A 21,956-nucleotide genomic window follows, 5' to 3' on the forward strand; every position below is an offset into this window, starting at 1 on the left:
CTACCTAAAAACTAACAATTCCGTTACGGCTTTCGCCTAAAGTGACGAACATTCAACCAGCAGTGTAGGAGTGAAATGTGACAGAGGATACCGTCAAGTGACGATGTTCATAACCAGGTCAGAAAATTGCGACACAAACTCACTTTTACCCGGTATAACAATGATAAAAAAGGCAGCCGATTGGCTGCCTGCAGATATGTGTAACACGCTGGTTTACAATAACTCGTTATTTGGCGTTCTTACGCTTATCCGTGATTTCCCACTTACCGTCGTTAAACAGCGCCGTCCATCCTGACGGTTTGCCGTCATCTTCAGTACGTACGTAATGCTCTTTACTTTTACGACTGAAGCGGACCACTGCCGGACGACCATCCGGGTCATGAGTCGGCGCATCGGCCAGATAATGGAATTTCTCTGAAATACGATCTTTGTATTTCGCCAGCTCCTCTACCAACGGCGCACGGGTTTCCCGTGATTTCGGGAAGTTGCTTGCCGCAAAGAACAGACCTGACGCGCCATCACGCAGAACAAAGTACGCATCTGAGTTCTCACACGGTAACTCAGGGAAGTGAACCGGATCTTCTTTTGGCGGTGCCACTTCTCCGTTTTTCAGAATCTTACGTGTGTTCTTACAGGTTTCGCTGGTGCAATCCATGTATTTTCCGAAACGGCCGTTTTTCAGCACCATATCAGAACCACATTTGTCACACTCAACCACAGGGCCATCGTAGCCCTTCACCTTAAACTCACCCTTCTCAACAATGTAGCCGTCGCAGTTCGGGTTGTTACCACACACATGCAACTTACGCTTATCATCGATAAGGTACGCATCCATTGCGGTTTCACAGATAGGACAACGCTTCTTGGCACGCAGTGCAGCGGTTTCAACGTCTTCTTCCAGAACGTTGATAATGCCCTCTTCATCGCCTAAGTTGATCGTTGTCTTACAACGCTCTTTCGGTGGCAGCGCATAACCGGAACACCCCAGGAACACACCGGTCGAGGCCGTACGAATCCCCATCGGGCGCTCACAGGTCGGGCAAAGAATATCGGTCATCACGATATGGTTCGGCTTCATACCGCCGTGATCTTCATCCTGCTCAGCTTGTTCCAGATTGTGGCTGAAGTCTTCAAAGAAGTTATCCAGCACACCTTTCCAGTTGGTTTCACCTTCCGCTATCTGGTCCAGTTTCTGTTCCATGCGGGCGGTAAAATCGTAGTTCATCAGATCTTCAAAACTGTCATCCAGGCGGTCGGTCACGATCTCACCCATCTTCTCAGCGTAGAAACGGCGCTGATCAACTTTGACGTAGCCACGATCCTGAATGGTCGAGATGATGGATGCGTAGGTTGAAGGACGGCCGATACCACGTTTTTCCAGTTCTTTAACCAGCGCAGCTTCGGTGTAACGTGCCGGCGGCTTAGTAAAGTGCTGTTTCGGATCCAGTTTTTCCAGAGCCAGAGTTTCACCAACCTGGACCGCTGGCAGAATCTGGTCTTCATTTTTACCCAGAGGACGCTGTACGCGAGTCCAGCCATCAAATTTGAGAATACGACCTTTCGCTTTCAGCGTGTACTCGTCCGCTTTAACGCTGACGGTGGTTGAATCGTATTTGGCCGGCGTCATCTGACAAGCGACAAACTGGTTCCAGATAAGTGCATACAGTTTGTGAGCGTCCGCTTCCATCCCTTCCAGGTCTTCCGCTTTAACGGACACGCTTGAAGGACGAATCGCTTCGTGCGCTTCCTGAGCACCTTCTTTGCTGCCGTACACGTTCGGCTTACCAGGCAGGTAGGCATCACCAAATTCACTGGTAATGTAGTCACGTACCGCGCCTACCGCCTCTGAACTCAGATTAGTCGAGTCGGTACGCATATAAGTGATGTAACCCGCTTCATACAAACGCTGAGCCAGCATCATGGTTTTCTTAACACCGTAGCCCAGACGCGTACTGGCCGCCTGCTGCAGGGTTGAGGTGATAAACGGCGCCGACGGTTTACTGCTGGTTGGCTTGTCTTCGCGCTTACACACTTCGTAGCGCGCTTTTTGCAGCGCAGCTACCGAAGCCATGGCATCGGTTTCGTTAGACGGTTTGAAGGCCATACCGTCTTTCTGAGCCACCAACAGACGGAATGCTTCGTGACCCGGTGTCAGAGTGTCAGCGTGGATATCCCAGAACTCTTCCGGTACAAACGCTTTAATTTCGCGCTCACGCTCCACCAACAGTTTTACCGCTACAGACTGAACGCGACCGGCTGATAGGCCTCGTGCCACTTTTTTCCAAAGCAGAGGTGACACCATAAAGCCCACCACGCGATCCATAAAACGACGGGCCTGCTGAGCATTCACGCCAGCCATGTTCAACTCTCCAGGCTGCTGGAAAGCTTGCTGAATGGCGTTTTTAGTGATTTCGTTAAACACAACACGTTTATATCGCTCTTCATCGCCACCGATGATCTCACGAAGGTGCCAAGCGATAGCCTCTCCCTCGCGGTCCAAATCGGTTGCGAGATAAACGCTGTCTGCGTCTTTCGCTAACTTTTGCAGTTCGGCAACGACTTTTTCTTTGCCGGGTAGAATCTGGTAGTTGGCTTCCCAATCATGGTATGGGTCAATACCCATTTTCTTGATCAGTGCAGCACGGTCCTTCTCTTTCTTCAGGCGTGCTTTTTCTTCTGCACTTAGCTCTTTGGTTGAGACAGGTGCGGCTTTCTTTTTCGTCGCCGTGCTTTGACCGGCGGTTGGCAGATCGCGGACATGACCGACACTAGACTTAACAATAAAGTCTTTGCCAAGATATTTATTGATCGTTTTGGCCTTGGCTGGCGACTCCACTATAACGAGTGATTTACCCATAATTTGACTCAAATGTCCTTAATCACTATGCGAACAGTAAATCGCATGACGTTCTACAATATTGCTTCTTTTTTTACTATCGAGCCGAATAAAGAGAAGATCAACAGGTTTTTAAAAAAATCCACTTATTTGCTCGACAAATCGACGAAACCTCACCCGTCGCAGGAAATCCCGCACATACTAAAATGACTTACTTGGCAGCGCGACTGCAAACAGGTGAAATATGGAACAAATCACAGATTAGTCAAATGCACCATTCTCATTTTTCCTGTTTTTGATCATGGTATTTGCGTGTCACAACCCTAAACTGGCAACACATGACTACCGAGGAGACACGTTATGACTAGCAAAACTCACATCAGCGAATTCGATCTGCTGCTCATCGCCAACCAACTGATTCAAGAGCATGAAAGTTACATCGAGGGCATGCGCGCAGATAGTGTGGAAGAGAAAGCCGATGTTCTGGTGTTCAAAGGAACTTACTTTCTCGATTCAAACGGTATGCCGACCGAAAAGACAACAGCGGTGTTCAACATGTTTAAATATCTGGCTCACCAACTCTCTAACGAGTTTACGCTGCAAAAATAATAAAAGCCTCTTAAAGAGGCTTTTATATCAACAACTTTGTGTAACTATTTTTAAAATAATTTTACTCGGCGTGACTCAGCTGAGCAAACTTATCGAAGTAATCCGGGAACGTCTTCGATGTACACTTAGGATCATTGATGGTGACAGGCGTATCGCTCAATGCGACCAGTGAAAAACACATCGCAATGCGGTGGTCATCATAGGTGTCGATCGCAGCGTGCGTCAGTTGTGCTGGTGGCGTGATGGTAATGTAATCTTCACCCTCCTCCACTGTCGCACCGACTTTACGCAACTCGGTTGCCATTGCCGCCAGGCGATCTGTCTCTTTGACTCGCCAGTTGTAGACGTTACGAATCGCAGTCGTCCCGTTGGCAAACAGTGCTGTAGTCGCAATGGTCATTGCTGCATCCGGAATATGGTTGAAATCTAAGTCAACCGCATTCAGCTCACCACGACGCGCGATAACGTAATCTTCGCCCCATTCAATTTGTGCACCCATTTTTTCTAATGCGTCAGCAAACTGAATATCACCCTGGATACTGTTTTTACCAATCCCGGTCACTTTCACCTGACCGCCTTTAATTGCGGCGGCAGCAAGGAAATAAGAAGCCGAGGATGCATCGCCCTCCACCATGAAGTTACCTGGCGAAACATAAGACTGACCTGCAGGAATCACAAACTGCTGATAATCATTATTAACGACCTGCACACCAAACTGTTCCATAATGTGCAGCGTGATATCAATGTATGGTTTAGAAACCAGCTCACCTTCGATATTGATGGTAATCTGCCCCTGCGCCAGCGGAGCTGACATCAGGAACGCCGTCAGAAACTGACTGGAGATTGAGCCGTCGATCGATACGCTGCCGGCTTGAAGACCTGTACCCTGGATACGCAACGGAGGATAATTTTCATTTTCCAGATAATCGATTTGAGCGCCGGCCTGACGCAGTGCATCAACCAGGTGGCCAATCGGACGCTCTTTCATGCGCGGCTCGCCGGTCAGGAGAAAATCCCCCTCGCCCAGGCACAGAGCGGCTGCCAACGGGCGCATCGCTGTGCCTGCATTACCTAAAAACAGTTCCTGCACATCAGTGGCGGTAAACGGCTTACCTAATCCTTCCACTTCGCATTCAGTTTTGTCATCAGACAGGCGGAATACCACCCCCAGCTTAGTCAGGGCATTCAGCATATGACGAATATCGTCACTGTCGAGCAGGTTAGTCAGGCGGGTTGTGCCTTTAGCAAGCGCTGCCAGCAGCAACGCGCGGTTTGATACACTTTTTGAACCTGGCAGGTTCACTTGTCCGTCAATTTTTGCAATGGGTTGTAAAGTGAGGCTTTCCATTAAAGTTGTGTTTCCTTGCACTGCCGCTACTCCTGTCTTGTGCAATGATCGTTACGGCAGTGAAAATTCTTCGTATCCGCAGACTAACCAAAATCCCCCCCCAACGCCAGTGTTAATCGGGGCTTTGAAATGAAATTCTGACGGTTTACGCTTGGGTCAGTACATTGTCCGCTATCACGCAGTACCAAACGCGTCTCACATCTCTTTATCAACCCGCACTCCGTCATTAAAATAGAGGATACGTACCCGATCACCGGCGGCAAACAGCATCTGGTTATCAATGTCCTGAATAACGTCAATCAATTGGCCATCCTCGGTCTTAATCAGGATTTCAACCAGACGGTATTCAACCTGATAACTCTGATCGCCCTGATGACGGACGATACCCGCTCCGGCAATAGCACCAACCGCTGTCGCAACCTGTCGTCCGTGCCCATCACCGAACTGATGGCCAATCAAACCACCGACGACTGCACCAAGCAGGGTTTCCCAACCATTCGCCTTAGAATGGATAATGTCCTGCTGAGAGATGTAACGTACTGTATCTACAGTACCAAACACCACCTCATTTACCGGCCTTGCCTGATTTCGCTGATAGGCAGCATTGGCAAAGAGAGGAAAAATCAATAAGATCCAAATCCACTTGTTCATGTTTTACTCCTGTCGGGTTCTTGATTACCGGAAACGCTTACTATGACGATTTATCTCACCGAGTTAGCCAGGGATGATTTTAGTTTTCCATCCCCCTACCTTGCTCTGCAAGAGCCAAACGGCCTGCTGGCTTTTGGTGGCGATCTGCACCCAAACCGGATTCTTAACGGCTACCAGAACGGTATATTTCCCTGGTATGGCCCGGGCGAACCGATTTTATGGTGGAGCCCGTCTCCACGTGCTGTGTTTGATCCTAAGACATTCAACGCCGCCAAAAGTGTGAAAAAATTTCAACGTAAGCACGCTTATACCGTCAGTATTAATCACAATACGCCCCATATCATCGATATGTGTGCCGCCGTGCGCACACCTGAAGAAACTTGGTTGAATGGCGAAATGCGTCAAGCTTATAAGCAACTGGCGCGTCAAGGACATTGCCATTCCGTTGAAGTGTGGCACAACCAGCAAATTATTGGTGGCCTGTACGGCATTCAGGTCGGCAGGCTCTTTTGCGGCGAATCAATGTTCAGTCTCAAACCGAATGCCTCGAAGATAGCACTATGGCATTTCTGCCACCATTTTGCCGCTCATCGGGGAGAACTCATTGACTGCCAGGTGATGAACCCTCACCTTAAATCATTGGGTGCAAAGGAGTTATCCCGCGACAATTTCATGGATTTGTTGCTATCTTTAAAGAAACAGGACGTAAGCAAACGTTGTTTTGAGCCCCAGTGGCTGCCTTGTCCGGCGCAAACAACGACTGAGGAATAAACATGAGCTCTGAGCTGCAAAATATTCGTATTGGACTGACCAGTAATCACCCGTGCAGTTACCTCAAAGATCGCATGGAACGTGTCGCTGTCGCTATCGACAGCCAAATGCAATCCGCCGAAAACTATGAAATTCTGCTGGCAAACGGATTCCGTCGCAGCGGCGATACCATCTATAAACCTCACTGTGATGCATGCAACGCTTGTGAAGCTCTGCGTGTCTCGGTCAGCGACTTTGTGCCATCCAAAAGCCAAAAGCGTCTGCTCAGCAAGATGCGTAGCGAATTTTCGTGGCAACTTAAACAGAATTTGGATAAAAACTGGTTTAGTCTCTATTCGCGCTATATCAAAGCACGTCACCGCGATGGTACCATGTACCCACCGCGTAAAGATGAATTTGATAAATTTGCCCGCAGCGCCTGGTTAGATACCCGCTATTTGCATATATACCACCAGGATAAACTGGTGGCCGTCGCAATAACCGATATCCTTCCCCACAGTGCCAGTGCGTTTTACACCTTTTTCGACCCGGACCATCCGCTGTCGCTGGGCACGTTGGGCGTGCTGACCCAGTTGGAGCTGTGTAAACAGCTGGATAAACAGTGGCTTTATCTGGGATATCAAATTGATGAATGTCCGGCAATGAACTACAAAGTACGTTTCAGACGTCATCAAAGGCTAGTAAATCAGCGTTGGCAAGGGTAGAATACTGCCCAACTTTACATATTGTTTAATTAGCGGCAGAATGCGGCCGTTAATATTTGCCTAATTTCTAAAGAGGATTAAATGGCTAAAGAAGACGTAATTGAGATGCAAGGTACGGTCCTTGATACTCTTCCAAACACAATGTTCCGCGTTGAGCTAGAGAACGGTCACGTAGTGACTGCTCACATCTCTGGTAAAATGCGTAAGAACTACATCCGTATCCTGACGGGTGATAAAGTGACTGTAGAGATGACACCATACGACCTGACAAAAGGGCGCATCGTCTTCCGTGCTCGTTAATCATTGATTTTCGAATGCAACAAAAACGGAGCTTAATGCTCCGTTTTTGTTTTTCGGCCCACCGGGGCAGCTCGTCTTCCCCTGCTTGTCTCGTCCGCTATTGAGTCTGCGAGTTCCCTACAGAGCTACGATGCCTCTCTGCAAAGAGCTGACAAACCGGCAACCGGATGATTCACACAAGCGATAGCCCGTGTTCTGTACAACTTGAATTGGCTGGCAAATCGAACAGACTGTCCAGATCCGAAACACAAAAAAGCGCACTGATTTCAGTGCGCTTTTGCATTTATTGCAGATAGGTCAACCTGTCTCGATGACAAGTGAATCAGTGAACCACTTCTTCGCGGGTTCCCATGTATTCAAAGGTCAGGTTATCGTCACTCAGCGCAACTTTCACCGTACCGCCGTCAACCAGTGAGCCGAACAACAATTCGTTCGCCAATGGTTTTTTCAGTTTATCCTGAATAACACGGCCCATTGGGCGTGCACCCATTTCACGGTCATAGCCCTTGATTGCCAACCAGTGACGAGCATCTTCGGATACTTCCAGAGACACGCCACGAGCATCCAGTTGGACCTGCAGTTCGACAATAAATTTGTCGACCACTTGATGAATAACCCGTTCATCCAGCGCGTTGAACCAAATAATATGGTCAAGTCGGTTACGGAACTCAGGTGTAAATACCTTCTTGATCTCAGCCATGGCATCATGGCTATGATCTTGCTGGATCATCCCGATCGATTTCTTCACGGTTTCTGCCACACCGGCGTTGGTCGTCATCACCAGGATCACATTACGGAAATCCGCTTTACGACCATTGTTGTCCGTCAGCGTACCGTTATCCATCACCTGCAGCAGCAGGTTAAAGATATCCGGGTGAGCTTTCTCAATCTCATCCAGCAGTACCACCGAGTGAGGGTGCTTAATCACCGCATCCGTCAGCAAACCACCCTGGTCGAAACCAACGTAACCCGGAGGCGCACCAATCAGGCGGCTCACAGAGTGGCGTTCACCGTACTCAGACATATCAAAGCGCAGCAGTTCAATACCCAGCAACTTAGACAGCTGGACTGTGACTTCCGTTTTACCTACCCCGGTCGGACCGGCGAACAGGAAGGAACCCACCGGACGATTGTCCGAGCCCAGCCCTGCACGGGTCAACTTGATGGATTCGGTCAGTACGTCAATCGCATTATCTTGTCCGAATACCAGCATCTTCATTTTGCGGTCCAGATTTTTCAGGATGTCTTTATCAGAAGACGACACTGATTTTTCCGGAATACGCGCCATTTTTGCGACCATGGCTTCAATTTCAGCCACACCGATGGTTTTCTTACGACGACTGGCTGGCAGCAGACGGATTCGCGCACCGGCTTCATCAATCACATCGATAGCCTTATCTGGCAGGTGACGCTCATTAATGTATTTCGCCGACAACTCAACAGCCGCACGCAGTGCTTTGTTGGTATAGCGGACGTCGTGGTGCGCTTCGTATTTAGGCTTTAGCCCCATCAGAATCTTGGTGGTGTCATCCAATGATGGCTCTACCACATCAATTTTTTGGAAACGGCGCGATAACGCACGCTCTTTCTCAAAAATGTTGCTGTATTCCTGATAAGTCGTCGAACCGATACAGCGCAGTTTACCGCTGCTCAGCAGAGGTTTAATCAGGTTAGCGGCATCAACCTGGCCACCCGATGCTGCACCCGCGCCAATAATAGTGTGGATTTCATCGATAAACAGGATAGCGTCTTTCTCTTTTTCCAGTTGTTTAAGAATCGACTTGAAGCGCTTCTCAAAATCGCCGCGGTATTTAGTACCCGCCAGCAGAGAGCCGATATCCAGCGAGTAAATCACGCTGTCTTTGATCACTTCAGGTACCTGGCCTTCAACGATACGCCATGCCAGACCTTCAGCAATCGCCGTTTTACCAACGCCGGCCTCACCCACCAGCAGCGGGTTGTTCTTGCGGCGGCGGCACAGCACCTGAATGGTTCTTTCCAGCTCCTTGTCACGGCCAATCAGCGGGTCAATCTTACCTTGTTTGGCCAGATGATTGAGGTTAGTGGCAAAGCTTTCCAGACGTTCGTCTGCACTCACCTCTTCACCGCTCTCGGTACCGAAAGAATCGGATGAAGAGTCTTCGCCGGAGCTGGACGCTTTGGTGATGCCGTGTGAAATAAAGTTAACAATATCCAGACGACTGATGTCGTTTTTCTTCAGCAGGTAAGCTGCGTGAGACTCTTGCTCACTAAAAATGGCGACCAGGACATTAGCTCCGGTCACTTCGCTACGCCCGGATGACTGAACATGGAAAACGGCACGCTGCAAAACGCGCTGAAAACTCAGCGTTGGTTGTGTCTCACGCGTCTCGTCATTTTCCGGGATGAGGGGCGTCGTTTGATCGATGAATGTATCCAGCTCACGACGTAATGTGTCGATATCAGCCTGACACGCCAGCAGTGCTTCCTTCGCGGCATCGTTTTCCAACAATGCGAGTAGGAGGTGCTCGACGGTCATAAATTCATGTCTTTTGTCCCGCGCTCGAGCGAACGCGCCATTTAGACTCGACTCTAGTTCTTTGTTAAGCATAAGGCCTCCTTAAGGAACAACCACATCGTCGTCGCAAGTTCTAAGCTTGCTCCATGGTGCATAACAGTGGGTGCTCATTTTCCCTTGAGTACATTGTCACCTGTGCGACTTTCGTCTCTGCAACCTCTGCAGTAAATGTGCCACAAATTGCTTTACCTTCGTAATGCACCTTGAGCATTACCTGCGTCGCTCGTTCGATATCCATCGAGAAAAAACGTTCCAGGATTTCGATGACAAAGTCCATCGGTGTGTAATCGTCATTGTTTAACAATACGTTATACATAGCCGGTGGCTTGATCCCTGTTTCTTCTCGCTCCAGTAGTTCTGAGCCCGGAGACACCCATTCAAAGTTTTTGCTCATGACGGCCGTTATTCAGACTGTTTCTCAAATCAATAACCTATTCAGTCCCATTCACAACACGGTTTCATAACCTAACATGCTGTCACTTCAGGTGAAAACAACCCTTAATTAGAGACTAATGCAGCAATTGTATCGCTGCAAATAAAAGATTGCTATTCAGTGCCATCACCCATGCATTTGAACAAAAAGCAACCGTCAATATGCAAATAAACTCACAATATGCTTCGCTATTTGCAACTGTCAAAATTATCAAATTAGCAACCTGCCATTAACAAATTGCAAATTACTCACCAACATGTGCCATAAGTTTGAGTTACGTACGACCAATAGTGATTTACTTATAAAACTACATATCTTTATACGGTTTTCCTATTGACTGTGTTCAATCATTGGCTACATTGGTCAAATAGTGACTAAAAATTTGGCAGCGGCTAAATGGCTATTCACTACTTGGAGAGCTCACGACGATGGAGAACAAGTGAGTTTTCTCTTAAACAACATCAGTAACGAAAATGCATGAGGGATGTAAAGCATGGCTACAGGTACAGTTAAATGGTTCAACAACGCCAAAGGATTTGGATTTATTTGTCCGGAAGGTGAAGACGGAGACATTTTTGCCCATTATTCAACGATCCAGATGGATGGCTATCGGACGTTGAAAGCGGGCCAGACAGTATCGTATGAAGTTGAACAAGGCCCTAAAGGTTACCACGCCAGCAGCGTTGTACCGATTGAGGGTCAACAAGCAAAATAATCGCTGCCAAAAGATGATAGATATTTTGTTCGGTAAGCGTTACCGACTGCCGTAAAAAGAACACCCGCCATATGGCGGGTGTTCTTTTTATTACATCTGATACATCTGAGCGTTGACTACCGTGAAACCGTTACCCGTATGTGAGTAACGACTCCGTGTCAGGTATTACGCACGATCGATGATGCTGTTCAGAGTCGCACTTGGGCGCATAACAGCGGATGCTTTTTCAAATACCGGTGCATAGTAACCACCCAGGTCAACACTCACACCTTGCGCGCTGTTCAGCTCAGCAACAATGCTTGCTTCGTTGTCTTGCATCTGTTTCGCGATTGGTGCGAATTCTGCGGCCAGGTCGGCATCTGCAGTCTGCTCAGCCAGAGCTTGTGCCCAGTACATAGCCAGATAGAAGTGGCTGCCACGGTTATCCAGTTCACCCACTTTACGTGAAGGAGACTTGTTGGTATCCAGGAACTGACCGGTTGCTTTGTCCAGTGCATCCGCCAGCACTTGAGCTTTAGGATTATTGCTGACTTCGCTCAGATGCTCCAAAGATGCAGCCAGAGCCAGGAATTCACCCAGTGAGTCCCAACGCAGGTGGTTCTCTTTCTCTACTTGCTGAACGTGTTTAGGCGCAGAACCGCCCGCACCGGTTTCGAACAGACCGCCACCGTTCATCAGAGGAACAACAGACAGCATTTTCGCTGAAGTACCCAGTTCCAGAATCGGGAACAGGTCAGTCAGGTAGTCACGCAGAACGTTACCAGTGACAGAAATCGTATCCAGCCCCTCTTTAATGCGAACCAGAGAGTACTTAGTCGCTTCGACTGGCGAGAGGATCTTGATTTCAAGACCCGCAGTGTCGTGCTCTGGCAGGTACTGGTTCACTTTCTTAATCAGCTCTGCATCGTGTGCGCGAGCTTCATCCAGCCAGAATACCGCTGGTGCACCCGTTGCGCGAGCGCGGGCAACCGCCAGTTTAACCCAATCCTGGATCGGTGCATCTTTCACCTGGCACATACGGAAGGTGTCGCCAGCTTCAACCGCTTGTTCCAGCAGCACGTTACCCGCCGCGTCTACAACGCGTACGCTACCTTCAGCGTCGAGGATGAAGGTCTTATCGTGTGAGCCGTATTCTTCTGCTTTCTGCGCCATCAGGCCGACGTTTGGTACGCTGCCCATAGTGGTTGGGTCGAAAGCACCGTTTTCCTTACAGAATTCGATCACGGCCTGGTAAACACCTGAGTAGCAGCGATCCGGGATCAGTGCTTTAGTGTCTTTCTGTTTACCATCCGGGCCCCACATCTGGCCGGAAGAACGGATCATGGCTGGCATAGAGGCATCAACGATGATGTCGCTTGGTACATGCAGGTTGGTGATACCACGGTCTGAGTCAACCATCGCCAGTGCAGGCTGGGTTTCATAAACCGCTGCGATTGCCGCTTCGATCTCAGTGCGCTGGGCTTCTGGCAGAGTCTGGATCTTCGCGTATACATCACCCAGGCCGTTGTTCACATCAACACCCAGCTGTTCGAACAGCTCGCCGTATTTAGCAAATACCTCTTTGTAGTACACTTTAACCGCGTGACCAAAAATCACCGGGTCAGAGACTTTCATCATCGTCGCTTTCATGTGCAGAGACAGCAGTACATCCTGGCTCTTCGCTTCAGCGATCTCTTTCTCGAAAAACTCAACCAGAGCTTTCTTGTTCATTACTGTGGTATCGATGATTTCTTTATCTTGCAGTGCAAATGGTTTTTTCAGCACTTTGCTTGAACCATCTTTACCAACAAATTCAATTGAAACCTGAGTGGCTGCATCGACAGTCAGTGACTTTTCGCTGCCGAAGAAATCTTTGTCGTCCATGCTTGCAACATGTGACTTAGAATCTGCAGACCAGGCCCCCATTGAGTGCGGGTTCTTCTTCGCATAGTTTTTCACTGATGCAGGCGCACGACGGTCTGAGTTACCTTCACGCAGTACAGGGTTTACCGCACTACCTTTGATTTTGTCGTAAGTTGCTTTGATCGCTTCTTCTTCGTAAGTACTTGGCTCATCTGGGTAGTTAGGCAGGCTGTAGCCTTTTTCCTGAAGCTCTTTGATGGCTGCACGCAGCTGAGGAACAGATGCAGAGATATTTGGCAGCTTGATGATGTTCGCTTCTGGAGTCTGAGCAAGGTCACCCAGTTCAGCCAGTGCATCACCGATACGCTGGTCTTCTTTCAGGTGCTCAGGGAAGTTGGCAAGAATTCGGCCTGCTAACGAAATGTCACGCGTCTCAACGTTGATACCTGACGATGCTGTAAATGACTGAATGATTGGCAGCAATGAATAAGTGGCTAGTGCCGGAGCTTCGTCAGTGATGGTGTAGATAATTGTAGGTTTTTCTGTAGGCATGAACTTTCCCTATTTGTTCTAACAGCGCAATGAATTGCATCACACTGTGTGAATGTCCGTACTCTGTTGACCCCTCCTGCCCAGCAGGAAGCGCCGTCCAACCAGGGTACGATAATCCCACTTTTTCAAGTCTCGGTCTTCAAGTCCCGGGCCGAACACGATGAATCTGCGCGTCCGTCCAATACCCAGTCGCTTTGTCGCTGCTTTGATGCCGTCGCCGCGCTCCCTGTCCTCAATTCTATACAACTCAATTCCATACAATAAGTTGCTTTTGAGGGCCGATGCGCTTCTGGTCTGACAGCAGATCCAATGACTTGGGATACAGTCCGTGAGTGAAGGCAGTTATAATTAAACAAAACTAAGATAATAGTCTATCATCTTGTTCGTCATTACTGTTTTCGGGCGCGCAAATAATAGCTTAAATCCGCCCGTCTGGAAACTTTGAAATACAAGTCATTCACATTTTTGCAAGGTACTTAACATGTCATCCCGCTCGCCGCGAGCTTCTGCTACCTCAACACACGGCGCCCCAAAGCCGCATTTTAAACGAGCAAAATCTTCCGATTCTGTGCGTAATGCCAAGAGTCCACAACGTCATCGCAAACCAACAAACGGGCAACGTGCGCGTGCCGATAAGCCAAGAGTGTCTCCTCAAGACCGTAAAGTGGTGATCTTCAATAAGCCGTTTGACACGCTGAGCCAGTTTACCGACGGTGAAGGGCGTAAAACTCTGGCGGATTTTATTCCGCTCAAGGACATTTATGCCGCCGGTCGCCTTGACCGTGACAGTGAAGGACTGATGGTTCTGACTAATGATGGTATTTTGCAGGCCCGCCTGACTCAGCCGCAGTCTAAATCGCCGAAGACCTACTGGGTGCAGGTGGAAGGCGCCCCGCAAGAGCAAGATCTGCAACAGCTGCGGCGCGGAGTCACGCTCAAAGATGGCCCGACTCTGCCTGCAAAGGTGGCTATTATGACCGAGCCAAAACTCTGGGATCGCCATCCGCCGGTACGCTATCGCGCTGCAATCCCGACCACCTGGCTGGCCATCACCATCATCGAAGGACGCAACCGTCAGGTGCGCCGCATGACCGCACATATCGGCTTCCCTACCCTACGCCTGATCCGCTATTCTATGGGTGATATTGTACTCGGCGACCTGCAGCCGGGTGAATGGAAAGAGATCAAGCTCTGACACACAGATCAAACTTCTCCGGCCCATTGTTGTTTCTCAGGCCAAAAGCAAAACGCCCTCAAGGGCGTTTTGTATTATGTCGTACTGTCGTATCACTAAGCGTTACTTGTGGCGCTCTTTGAGCTTATCAATCACATCGCTCATCGACAGGCCTTGATCTTGCAACAACACCAGCAGGTGGTAAATCAGGTCAGCCGATTCACAAATCAGTTCCGCCTTATCGCCCGACGTCGCCGCAAGCGCGACTTCAACGCCTTCTTCGCCCACTTTCTGCGAAATACGTTTGGTACCACGCGAATATAGGCTGGCAGTGTAAGAGGACTCTGGGTCGGCACTCTTGCGGGCAGCCAGTAGCTGCTCAAGTTGATGAAGCCACACCATTTGTGACTCCTCTTGCGAGTCGCCATCCCAACAGGTCGTGGTACCAGTGTGACACGTCGGACCGATTGGGTTGACTTTAACCAACAGCGTGTCCTGGTCACAATCCAAAGCGATATTTTTCAGTTGTAACACATTGCCCGAGGTTTCACCCTTGGTCCAAAGACGCTCTTTGGTGCGTGAGAAAAACGTCACCTGTTCAGTTTGCAGCGTCTTTGCCAGAGCGTCCTGGTTCATGTAACCCATCATCAGCACCTGGCTGGATGCGAAATCCTGGACAATTGCCGGTACAAGACCATCGACCTTTTCCCAGTTAATGCGGTCTGAGAGCTCTGTCAGGCTTGGTACTGCTTGGCTCATAGTCTTACCTCGATCTCTTGTTGTTTTAAATACTGTTTTAGTTCACCAATATTGATGATCTGTTTGTGGAACACCGATGCCGCCAGGGCGCCATCGACATTAGCCAGCTTGTAAGCATCGGCGAAATGTTCCATCGCACCGGCACCGCCAGACGCGATCAAAGGCACTTTACACACTGAACGCACCATGTTGAGCTGCTCAAGATCGTAACCATTACGCACGCCGTCCTGGTTCATCATATTCAGCACGATTTCACCGGCACCGCGTTTCTGCACTTCCTGCACCCAGTCTTTGGTTTCCCATTGGGTTGCTTTGGTACGTGCTTCATCACCGGTAAACTGATACACCTGGTATTTACCGGTCTCTTTATCAAAGTAAGAGTCGATACCCACCACAATACACTGCACGCCGAATTTATCCGCCAAATCCGTGATCAACTGCGGGTTGGCCAGAGCCGGAGAGTTAATCGACACTTTATCCGCGCCGAACTCCAGAATACGCGCTGCATCTTCTGCTGACTTGATGCCGCCGGCGACACAGAAAGGGATATCAATCACCTCCGCCACACGAGACACCCAGCTTTTATCCACCACGCGGCCATCACTGGATGCGGTGATATCGTAAAATACCAGCTCATCCGCGCCTTCTGCGGCGTAACGTTGTGCCAGCGGGACGATGTCACCGATGATTTCGTGGTTACGGAACTGAACGCCCTTCACCACCTGACCATCACGAACGTCGAGACAAGGGATTATGCGTTTTGCCAACATGCGAACGCCTCCTGTGCGGTAAATTTACCATCCAGCAGGGCGCGACCTACGATCACACCTGCTACACCAGTATCTTTCAGTGCTTCGATATCCGCCAGGCTACCGATACCGCCCGAAGACTGGAACTGCACCTGAGGATACTGCTTACATAAATCAACATACAGATCAACGTTCGAGCCCGCCAGTGTACCGTCACGGGAAATATCGGTACACAGCACGTGCTTGAGACCGACCGTCAGGTAGTCATCTATCAGAGCTTCGATGGTTACACCTGAGTCTTCCTGCCAGCCGGAAATCGCGACCTTACGCACGCCGTCAGCATCAATGTTGATGTCCAGCGCCAGAACAATCTTTTCTGCGCCGTATTTGCTCATCCAGCCTTTAACCAATTCTGGTTGTTTCACTGCGGTAGAACCAACCACAACGCGCTGTGCACCCGCTTCCAGCAAATCAATCACGTCTTGTTCACTGCGCACACCACCACCAATCTGGATGTGAGCCGGAGTGCTGGCCAGCAGTCTGGCAATCAGGTCGAGCTGACGTGCCGTGGTATCTTTGGCGCCAGTCAGGTCAACCAGGTGCAGCCAGTTCGCACCAGCCTGGTGATACAGATTGAACTGCTCTGCTGGGTCCACTTTATATTCGGTGACCTGGCCGTAATCGCCCTGATACAAACGTACCACCTGGCCTTCAATTAAATCTAATGCGGGAATGATCATCACTATTCCTTATTAAGGCCTGATAACAGTCATCAGGCACTCATCCTTACAATTCCAAAAAGTTTTGAATCAGCTTTGAACCGGCTTTTGAAGAACGTTCCGGGTGGAACTGCACGCCGTAGTAATTGCCATTCTGGATCGCTGCACTAAACGGGTTGCCATACTGACACTGAGCAATGGTGTAATCCCCCACCGGCATCGCAAAGCTGTGCACAAAGTAGAAGTACTCACCTTCTTCAATATCTTTAAACAGCGGATGCCCTGGCGTGGCTGATACGGTATTCCAGCCCATGTGCGGCAGTGGCAGGTCGCCGGTTTGCATCAGGCGGACTTCGCCTTCTACCAGGCCAAGACAGTCAACGATCTCATCGGCCTTCTGACCTTTCTCTTCCGACAGTTTGCCCAAAAGCTGCATGCCAAGACAAATACCCAGCATCGGCTTTTCAACTTTCTTGACCAGCTCAATAAGATTGCGCTGCTTGAGGTTTTGCATCGCTTCGCTCGCAGTGCCCACCCCAGGCAAAAACAGTTTATCTGCCGCCAGCACTACAGCAGGGTCTTTGGAGATGGTCACCACGTAGCCAAGACGTTCAATCGCAAAACGCACGGAAGAAACGTTGGCACAACCGGTATCAATGATAACGACCTTCTGACTCTGGCTCATTACAACACCCCTTTACTGCTCGGCAGCTCATTGCCTTGCACCTGAATGGCCTGGCGCAGCGTACGGCCGAAGGCTTTGAACAGGCTCTCAATGATGTGGTGATCATTCTCACCTGCTGAAGACAGGTGCAGCGTACACGCCAGCGTGTCAGTCAGAGAACGGAAGAAGTGATACACCATTTCAGTCGACAAGTCGCCCACCTGAGGACGGCTGAACTCAGCATCAAACTTAAGGTAAGGACGACCAGACAGATCCAGCGCACACTGTGCCAGACACTCGTCCATCGGCAGACTGAAACCAAAACGACCGATACCGCGTTTGTCGCCCAGCGCATCTTTCAATGCCTGCCCCAGGGCCAGTGCAGTATCTTCAACCGTGTGGTGATCATCAATGTGCAGATCGCCCACCACTTTCAGTTTCATCTGGAAGCCGCCGTGCGTGGCGATTTGATCCAGCATATGGTCAAAAAAGCCCAGACCGGTTTCAATCTGGTTGCCGCCGGTTTCATCCAGATTGACAGCCACCTGAATATCGGTTTCTTTGGTCTTGCGCACCACTTGAGCGGTACGCGCTTTGATCGTCAGATCTTTAACGATTGCTGGCCAACCCATGGTTTCCGGGTGGTACTGGATACCACGAATTGCCATGTTTTCAGCCAGCTGTAAATCCGTCGCACGGTCGCCAATCACAACAGAGTGTTGGAAATCCACCCGGCCGCTTTGCAGGTATTCTTTCACCATACCCAGTTTAGGCTTACGGCAGGAGCAGTTGTCTTTCTCAAAGTGAGGGCAGATTAGCACATCGTCAAATTTCACACCCTGCGATGCAAAAATGTCCATCATCATATTGTGCGGTGCATCGAAATCTTGCTGCGGGTAGCTGTCGGTGCCAAGACCGTCCTGGTTGGTTACCATCACCAGACGGTAACCGGCATCTTGTAGCGCCAGCAGGCTTGGGATGACATAAGGTTCAAGCTTCAGTTTATCTAAACGGTCAACCTGAAAATCAACCGGCGGCTCAACAATTAAGGTGCCATCACGGTCGATAAAAAGAATTTTTTGTTGATTGCTCACGGGAATATCCTTTTCTTAACGGCAGCGCGGACAGCACTGCCACACTCATCACAGATCAGTGTTCATTAATTATCGATTACTGGTAATAATTGCGAATAAACGCAACGGTTTTTTCACACTCTTCCCGGTTTCCGACTGAAATTCGTACGCAGTTTTCAATCGGTGAATTACGCAGAATGATGCCGTGGTCCCAGGCGGCTTTAAACAGCGCATCGCCATCCGGAAATTTCACCAGCAGGTAGTTACCCCAGCCTTCAAATACGGTGAGACCTGCAATCATCTGCAGACCTACCTGCAGATAAGCACGGTTGGCGTTGAGATCCAGAACCTGGAACTTAGCACGAGCCAGGCCGGCTTCAGACAGTGCCTGCACCGCGATATCGGCGACCGGTACCGGTACCGGATACGGCGCAATCACTTTCAGCAGTACATTAATCAGCTCTTCATTCGCCAGGGTGAAACCACAACGTAATCCTGCCAGCGCAAACGCTTTTGACAACGTGCGCAGAATCGCCAGATTTGAGTACTGCGCCAGCAGATCAACCGTCGAGGCTTCCGGACAGAAATCAATATAAGCTTCATCCATCACGACAATGGCACGGTCTTTGGTCATTTCCAGCAGCTTAACGATATCAGTGCGCTTCACCAGGTTACCGGTCGGGTTGTTCGGGCTGCAGACAAAGACCAGTTTGACGTTGTCCAGATTGGCTTCGATCGCATCCAGATCCAGCTGCCATTCAGCCGTCAGAGGCACTACTTTACGCTCAACACCGATTGTCTCAGCGCTGATCGCGTACATACCATAGGTCGGCGGGCAGTAAAGAATCGCGTCTTCATTCGGCTCACAAAAAGCGCGAATCAGCAGCTCAATGCCTTCATCGGCACCACGTGAGGTCAGCACCTGATTACCCTGCACACCAGCGTAGGCCGCATAAGCCTCGATAAGTGCAGGCGGCTGACAATCGCTGTAACGGTTAAGACGGGTAAAATCCGTTTTATACTCGTTGTCGAATGGTGATTCATTGGCATTGAGCCAAACATCACCACTACCGCCGATGCGGCGCGCTGACATATAAGGTGTCAGTGCCTGAACTTGTTTACGAGCGAGTTTTTCCATGATGATTACGCCTTTTGTAACTTTTCAACCCGGATGGTGACTGCACGTCGGTGTGCATCCAAACCTTCCGCATTTGCCATTGCAACCACTGTCGGAGCCAGAGCCTGCAGACCATCTGCGCTTAGCTCCTGCACTGTCATACGTTTACTGAAATCCGCCAGACCAAGACTCGAGTACGTACGGGTATAACCGTATGTCGGCAATACGTGGTTGGTACCGGAAGCGTAGTCACCGACAGATTCCGGTGACCAGTCACCGAGGAAAATAGAACCTGCATTATCAAGCAAAGGCACCAGTTCACGTGGATTCTTAGTCTGAACAATCAGGTGTTCCGGGCCATAGTAGTTAGAGATAGAGACCGCCTGAGTCAGGGACTCGGCAATAATAATCAGGCTTGATGCCAGTGCCTTCTCAGCAATTGCAGAGCGGGAAAGCTGCGCCAACTGCTTTTGCACCGCATCAGTGACCTGATCAGCGATAACAGGTGACGGCGTCACTAAAACCACTTGTGAATCAGGGCCGTGTTCTGCCTGGCTGAGCAAATCTGCCGCGATAAAGTCAGCATCAGCCGTTTCATCAGCGATGACCAGCACTTCAGACGGGCCCGCCGGCATATCGATCGCTGCACCGCGGAAATCATTGCTGACCTGACGCTTAGCTTCGGTTACGTAAGCGTTGCCAGGGCCGAAAATTTTATCCACTTTAGACACAGTTTCTGTGCCGTAAGCCATCGCCGCAATCGCCTGACCACCACCAACGTTATACACTTCATCGATGTTACACAGTTTGGCGACGTACAGGATCTCATCGGCAATTGGCGGCGGTGAGCAAAGCACCACTTTACGGCAGCCAGCAATTTGTGCAGGCACACCGAGCATCAGAACCGTTGAAGGCAGCGGCGCACTGCCACCCGGAATGTACAGGCCTACTTTGTTGATCGAACGGGTTACCTGCTCACAAACCACGCCTGGCATGGTTTCCACTTTGATCGGTTGTGGCTTCTGCGCTTTGTGGAATTTAGCAATGTTGGTGTAAGCCTGATCGAGAGCCTGTTTCATCTCATCAGTCAGACGCTCAGACGCTGCATCAATTTCTTGCTGAGAAACGCGGATCGATTCCGGCTTCACGCGGTCAAATTTTTCCGTCAGTTCCAATAATGCGGCATCACCGCGGGCACGGACCTGACCAATCACTTCTGAAACAGCAGCAGTAATGTTTGCTCCTTCAGCGATTGCCGGACGCTGCAGAATTGAATCCTGCTGCTCTTCACTTAATGATTGCCATACAACGGTTCTCATGGCGACTACTCCATAATTTTTTCAATCGGTAGTACAAGGATAGAACTTGCGCCCAGTGCTTTCAGTTGTTCCATCGTTTCCCAGAACAGGTTCTCAGAGCTCACCATGTGTACGGCTACTTTCGTTTTGTCTTCAGACAGAGGCAGAACCGTTGGATCTTCCGCACCCGGCAGCAGAGACTTAACCTGAGCCAGCTTGTCAGCCGGGGCGTGCAGCATGATGTATTTCGACTCTTTCGCCTGTTGAACACCTTGCATACGCGCCAACAGTTTCTCGATCAACGCCACTTTATCCGCTGCAAAATCACCACCACGCTGAATCAGAACCGCTTTTGATTCATAGATGACTTCCACTTCTTTCAGACCGTTGGCTTCCAGTGTTGCGCCAGTAGATACCAGGTCGGCAATCGCATCAGCAAGGCCAGCGCGCGGAGCGACCTCAACAGACCCCGTCAGCATACAGGTACTGAAATCAATGCCCTGCTTGTCCATGTAAGACTTCAGCAGTTGAGGGTAAGTGGTTGCAATGCGCTTACCACGCAGGTCCTGAGGGCCGTTGTAAGGCATTTCTTTATCGATAGCGATGGACAGACGGCAGCCGCCAAAATCCATGCGGCGCAGAGGCACGTAGTTGCTTGGCTGGTTCAGAGCCTGGCGGTCAAGACAGGCTTCTTCCAGAACGTTCTCACCGACAAAACCAAGGTCAACCACGCCATCCATGATCAGACCCGGAATATCGTCATCACGAACCAGCAGCAGGTCGATTGGCATATTTAGTGAGTGAACCACCAGACGCTCACCCATGATGTTAAATTTAACACCGCACTTTTTCAGTAGTTCCTGGCACTCTTTGCTCAGGCGACCTTTCTTCTGAACGGCGATTCGTAGGCGTTGTGTCTGCATTACATGATTCCTTTGTAAGATATTGAATTTATTTCAGATTTATCTGAGCCAGATAGAAAAAAACCCTCGAGAGATTTGTCTCCCGAGGGTCTGATTTCTGAAAATTTTTTCATATAACCACCGGGAGAGTCCTGCCTCCCGGGTATGCGTACATCTCCCGAA

The 21,956-nt window shown here is 49.8% G+C and carries 20 protein-coding genes and 1 other annotated feature (1 of these 21 cut by a window edge); of the genes, 6 read left to right on the forward strand and 14 right to left on the reverse strand.

Annotated elements, in window-relative coordinates; genetic code table 11:
* Positions 1-226 precede the first annotated feature (226 nt).
* Complete coding sequence (topA, locus tag J0X00_RS20900; RefSeq protein WP_218562964.1) at positions 227-2,857, reverse strand: type I DNA topoisomerase; 2,631 nt, start codon at positions 2,855-2,857, stop codon at positions 227-229.
* Between the two features lie 339 nt (positions 2,858-3,196).
* On the opposite strand from topA, the gene J0X00_RS20905 reads away from it, so the two are divergent.
* The gene (locus J0X00_RS20905) at positions 3,197-3,445 is read left to right on the forward strand and encodes a YciN family protein (protein WP_282477667.1); all 249 of its coding nucleotides are present in this window, start codon (positions 3,197-3,199) and stop codon (positions 3,443-3,445) included.
* A gap of 61 nt (positions 3,446-3,506) precedes the next feature.
* Here the strand turns inward: J0X00_RS20905 and aroA are convergent, their stop codons facing one another.
* Both aroA and J0X00_RS20915 read right to left on the reverse strand, forming a co-directional pair.
* A complete protein-coding gene (gene aroA, locus J0X00_RS20910; protein ID WP_136484461.1) occupies positions 3,507-4,793 on the reverse strand; it encodes a 3-phosphoshikimate 1-carboxyvinyltransferase in 1,287 nt (428 codons plus the stop codon).
* Positions 4,794-4,988: 195 nt separating this feature from the next.
* Positions 4,989-5,444 (reverse strand): glycine zipper 2TM domain-containing protein, encoded by a 456-nt coding sequence (locus J0X00_RS20915; RefSeq protein WP_282477668.1) that lies wholly within the window; start codon positions 5,442-5,444, stop codon positions 4,989-4,991.
* 42 nt (positions 5,445-5,486) lie between these two features.
* Between J0X00_RS20915 and aat the strand changes: the two genes are divergently transcribed.
* From aat to infA, 3 genes are all read left to right on the forward strand, one after another.
* The gene (gene aat / locus J0X00_RS20920; RefSeq protein WP_282477669.1) at positions 5,487-6,215 is read left to right on the forward strand and encodes a leucyl/phenylalanyl-tRNA--protein transferase; all 729 of its coding nucleotides are present in this window, start codon (positions 5,487-5,489) and stop codon (positions 6,213-6,215) included.
* Positions 6,216-6,217: 2 nt separating this feature from the next.
* Positions 6,218-6,919, forward strand: a complete 702-nt coding sequence (locus J0X00_RS20925) for an arginyltransferase (protein WP_136484458.1) — start codon at positions 6,218-6,220, stop codon at positions 6,917-6,919.
* An 81-nt stretch (positions 6,920-7,000) separates the two neighbouring features.
* Complete coding sequence (gene infA, locus J0X00_RS20930; protein ID WP_006075347.1) at positions 7,001-7,219, forward strand: translation initiation factor IF-1; 219 nt, start codon at positions 7,001-7,003, stop codon at positions 7,217-7,219.
* A gap of 322 nt (positions 7,220-7,541) precedes the next feature.
* Here infA and clpA read toward each other — a convergent pair whose 3' ends face one another.
* Positions 7,542-9,809 (reverse strand): ATP-dependent Clp protease ATP-binding subunit ClpA, encoded by a 2,268-nt coding sequence (gene clpA / locus J0X00_RS20935; protein WP_218562963.1) that lies wholly within the window; start codon positions 9,807-9,809, stop codon positions 7,542-7,544.
* 40 nt (positions 9,810-9,849) lie between these two features.
* Entirely contained in the window at positions 9,850-10,170 is a 321-nt protein-coding gene (gene clpS, locus J0X00_RS20940; RefSeq protein ID WP_136484456.1) for an ATP-dependent Clp protease adapter ClpS, read from the reverse strand.
* Between the two features lie 532 nt (positions 10,171-10,702).
* Between clpS and cspD the strand changes: the two genes are divergently transcribed.
* On the forward strand, positions 10,703-10,924 hold the full coding sequence (gene cspD / locus J0X00_RS20945; protein WP_136484455.1) for a cold shock domain-containing protein CspD: 222 nt from the start codon (positions 10,703-10,705) through the stop codon (positions 10,922-10,924).
* A gap of 165 nt (positions 10,925-11,089) precedes the next feature.
* Here cspD and J0X00_RS20950 read toward each other — a convergent pair whose 3' ends face one another.
* Complete coding sequence (locus tag J0X00_RS20950) at positions 11,090-13,318, reverse strand: NADP-dependent isocitrate dehydrogenase (RefSeq protein ID WP_282477670.1); 2,229 nt, start codon at positions 13,316-13,318, stop codon at positions 11,090-11,092.
* A 481-nt stretch (positions 13,319-13,799) separates the two neighbouring features.
* On the opposite strand from J0X00_RS20950, the gene J0X00_RS20955 reads away from it, so the two are divergent.
* A complete protein-coding gene (locus tag J0X00_RS20955) occupies positions 13,800-14,513 on the forward strand; it encodes a pseudouridine synthase (RefSeq protein WP_218562962.1) in 714 nt (237 codons plus the stop codon).
* Between the two features lie 102 nt (positions 14,514-14,615).
* Here J0X00_RS20955 and hisIE read toward each other — a convergent pair whose 3' ends face one another.
* The 8 genes from hisIE to hisG form a co-directional block, all read right to left on the reverse strand.
* A complete protein-coding gene (gene hisIE / locus J0X00_RS20960) occupies positions 14,616-15,251 on the reverse strand; it encodes a bifunctional phosphoribosyl-AMP cyclohydrolase/phosphoribosyl-ATP diphosphatase HisIE (RefSeq protein WP_136484452.1) in 636 nt (211 codons plus the stop codon).
* The gene (gene hisF / locus J0X00_RS20965) at positions 15,248-16,021 is read right to left on the reverse strand and encodes an imidazole glycerol phosphate synthase subunit HisF (protein WP_282477671.1); all 774 of its coding nucleotides are present in this window, start codon (positions 16,019-16,021) and stop codon (positions 15,248-15,250) included. Before hisF ends, hisIE begins: the two co-directional genes overlap by 4 nt.
* On the reverse strand, positions 16,003-16,740 hold the full coding sequence (gene hisA, locus J0X00_RS20970; protein WP_136484450.1) for a 1-(5-phosphoribosyl)-5-[(5-phosphoribosylamino)methylideneamino]imidazole-4-carboxamide isomerase: 738 nt from the start codon (positions 16,738-16,740) through the stop codon (positions 16,003-16,005). Before hisA ends, hisF begins: the two co-directional genes overlap by 19 nt.
* A 46-nt stretch (positions 16,741-16,786) precedes the next feature.
* Positions 16,787-17,404 (reverse strand): imidazole glycerol phosphate synthase subunit HisH, encoded by a 618-nt coding sequence (gene hisH, locus J0X00_RS20975; protein WP_282477672.1) that lies wholly within the window; start codon positions 17,402-17,404, stop codon positions 16,787-16,789.
* Positions 17,404-18,477, reverse strand: a complete 1,074-nt coding sequence (gene hisB / locus J0X00_RS20980; protein ID WP_136484448.1) for a bifunctional histidinol-phosphatase/imidazoleglycerol-phosphate dehydratase HisB — start codon at positions 18,475-18,477, stop codon at positions 17,404-17,406. Before hisB ends, hisH begins: the two co-directional genes overlap by 1 nt.
* Before the next feature lie 76 nt (positions 18,478-18,553).
* Positions 18,554-19,594, reverse strand: a complete 1,041-nt coding sequence (gene hisC, locus J0X00_RS20985) for a histidinol-phosphate transaminase (RefSeq protein ID WP_218562959.1) — start codon at positions 19,592-19,594, stop codon at positions 18,554-18,556.
* 5 nt (positions 19,595-19,599) lie between these two features.
* Positions 19,600-20,892, reverse strand: coding sequence for a histidinol dehydrogenase (hisD, locus tag J0X00_RS20990; protein ID WP_136484446.1), 1,293 nt, complete (start codon positions 20,890-20,892; stop codon positions 19,600-19,602).
* Between the two features lie 5 nt (positions 20,893-20,897).
* Complete coding sequence (gene hisG / locus J0X00_RS20995) at positions 20,898-21,794, reverse strand: ATP phosphoribosyltransferase (protein WP_136484445.1); 897 nt, start codon at positions 21,792-21,794, stop codon at positions 20,898-20,900.
* Positions 21,795-21,848: 54 nt separating this feature from the next.
* Positions 21,849-21,956 (reverse strand) — a sequence feature (His leader region) (it continues 29 nt past the right edge of the window).

The organism is Vibrio sp. ABG19, assembly GCF_029962385.1.
Lineage (GTDB): Bacteria > Pseudomonadota > Gammaproteobacteria > Enterobacterales > Vibrionaceae > Vibrio > Vibrio ostreae.

What these genes read in the sequence shown, in the direction of transcription:
- topA (WP_218562964.1), bottom strand. Translation starts at nt 2,857, where the DNA reads ATGGGTAAATCACTCGTTATAGTGGAGTCGCCAGCCAAGGCCAAAACG.
- J0X00_RS20905 (WP_282477667.1), top strand. Translation starts at nt 3,197, where the DNA reads ATGACTAGCAAAACTCACATCAGCGAATTCGATCTGCTGCTCATCGCC.
- aroA (WP_136484461.1), bottom strand. Translation starts at nt 4,793, where the DNA reads ATGGAAAGCCTCACTTTACAACCCATTGCAAAAATTGACGGACAAGTG.
- J0X00_RS20915 (WP_282477668.1), bottom strand. Translation starts at nt 5,444, where the DNA reads ATGAACAAGTGGATTTGGATCTTATTGATTTTTCCTCTCTTTGCCAAT.
- aat (WP_282477669.1), top strand. Translation starts at nt 5,487, where the DNA reads ATGACGATTTATCTCACCGAGTTAGCCAGGGATGATTTTAGTTTTCCA.
- J0X00_RS20925 (WP_136484458.1), top strand. Translation starts at nt 6,218, where the DNA reads ATGAGCTCTGAGCTGCAAAATATTCGTATTGGACTGACCAGTAATCAC.
- infA (WP_006075347.1), top strand. Translation starts at nt 7,001, where the DNA reads ATGGCTAAAGAAGACGTAATTGAGATGCAAGGTACGGTCCTTGATACT.
- clpA (WP_218562963.1), bottom strand. Translation starts at nt 9,809, where the DNA reads ATGCTTAACAAAGAACTAGAGTCGAGTCTAAATGGCGCGTTCGCTCGA.
- clpS (WP_136484456.1), bottom strand. Translation starts at nt 10,170, where the DNA reads ATGAGCAAAAACTTTGAATGGGTGTCTCCGGGCTCAGAACTACTGGAG.
- cspD (WP_136484455.1), top strand. Translation starts at nt 10,703, where the DNA reads ATGGCTACAGGTACAGTTAAATGGTTCAACAACGCCAAAGGATTTGGA.
- J0X00_RS20950 (WP_282477670.1), bottom strand. Translation starts at nt 13,318, where the DNA reads ATGCCTACAGAAAAACCTACAATTATCTACACCATCACTGACGAAGCT.
- J0X00_RS20955 (WP_218562962.1), top strand. Translation starts at nt 13,800, where the DNA reads ATGTCATCCCGCTCGCCGCGAGCTTCTGCTACCTCAACACACGGCGCC.
- hisIE (WP_136484452.1), bottom strand. Translation starts at nt 15,251, where the DNA reads ATGAGCCAAGCAGTACCAAGCCTGACAGAGCTCTCAGACCGCATTAAC.
- hisF (WP_282477671.1), bottom strand. Translation starts at nt 16,021, where the DNA reads ATGTTGGCAAAACGCATAATCCCTTGTCTCGACGTTCGTGATGGTCAG.
- hisA (WP_136484450.1), bottom strand. Translation starts at nt 16,740, where the DNA reads ATGATCATTCCCGCATTAGATTTAATTGAAGGCCAGGTGGTACGTTTG.
- hisH (WP_282477672.1), bottom strand. Translation starts at nt 17,404, where the DNA reads ATGAGCCAGAGTCAGAAGGTCGTTATCATTGATACCGGTTGTGCCAAC.
- hisC (WP_218562959.1), bottom strand. Translation starts at nt 19,594, where the DNA reads ATGGAAAAACTCGCTCGTAAACAAGTTCAGGCACTGACACCTTATATG.
- hisD (WP_136484446.1), bottom strand. Translation starts at nt 20,892, where the DNA reads ATGAGAACCGTTGTATGGCAATCATTAAGTGAAGAGCAGCAGGATTCA.
- hisG (WP_136484445.1), bottom strand. Translation starts at nt 21,794, where the DNA reads ATGCAGACACAACGCCTACGAATCGCCGTTCAGAAGAAAGGTCGCCTG.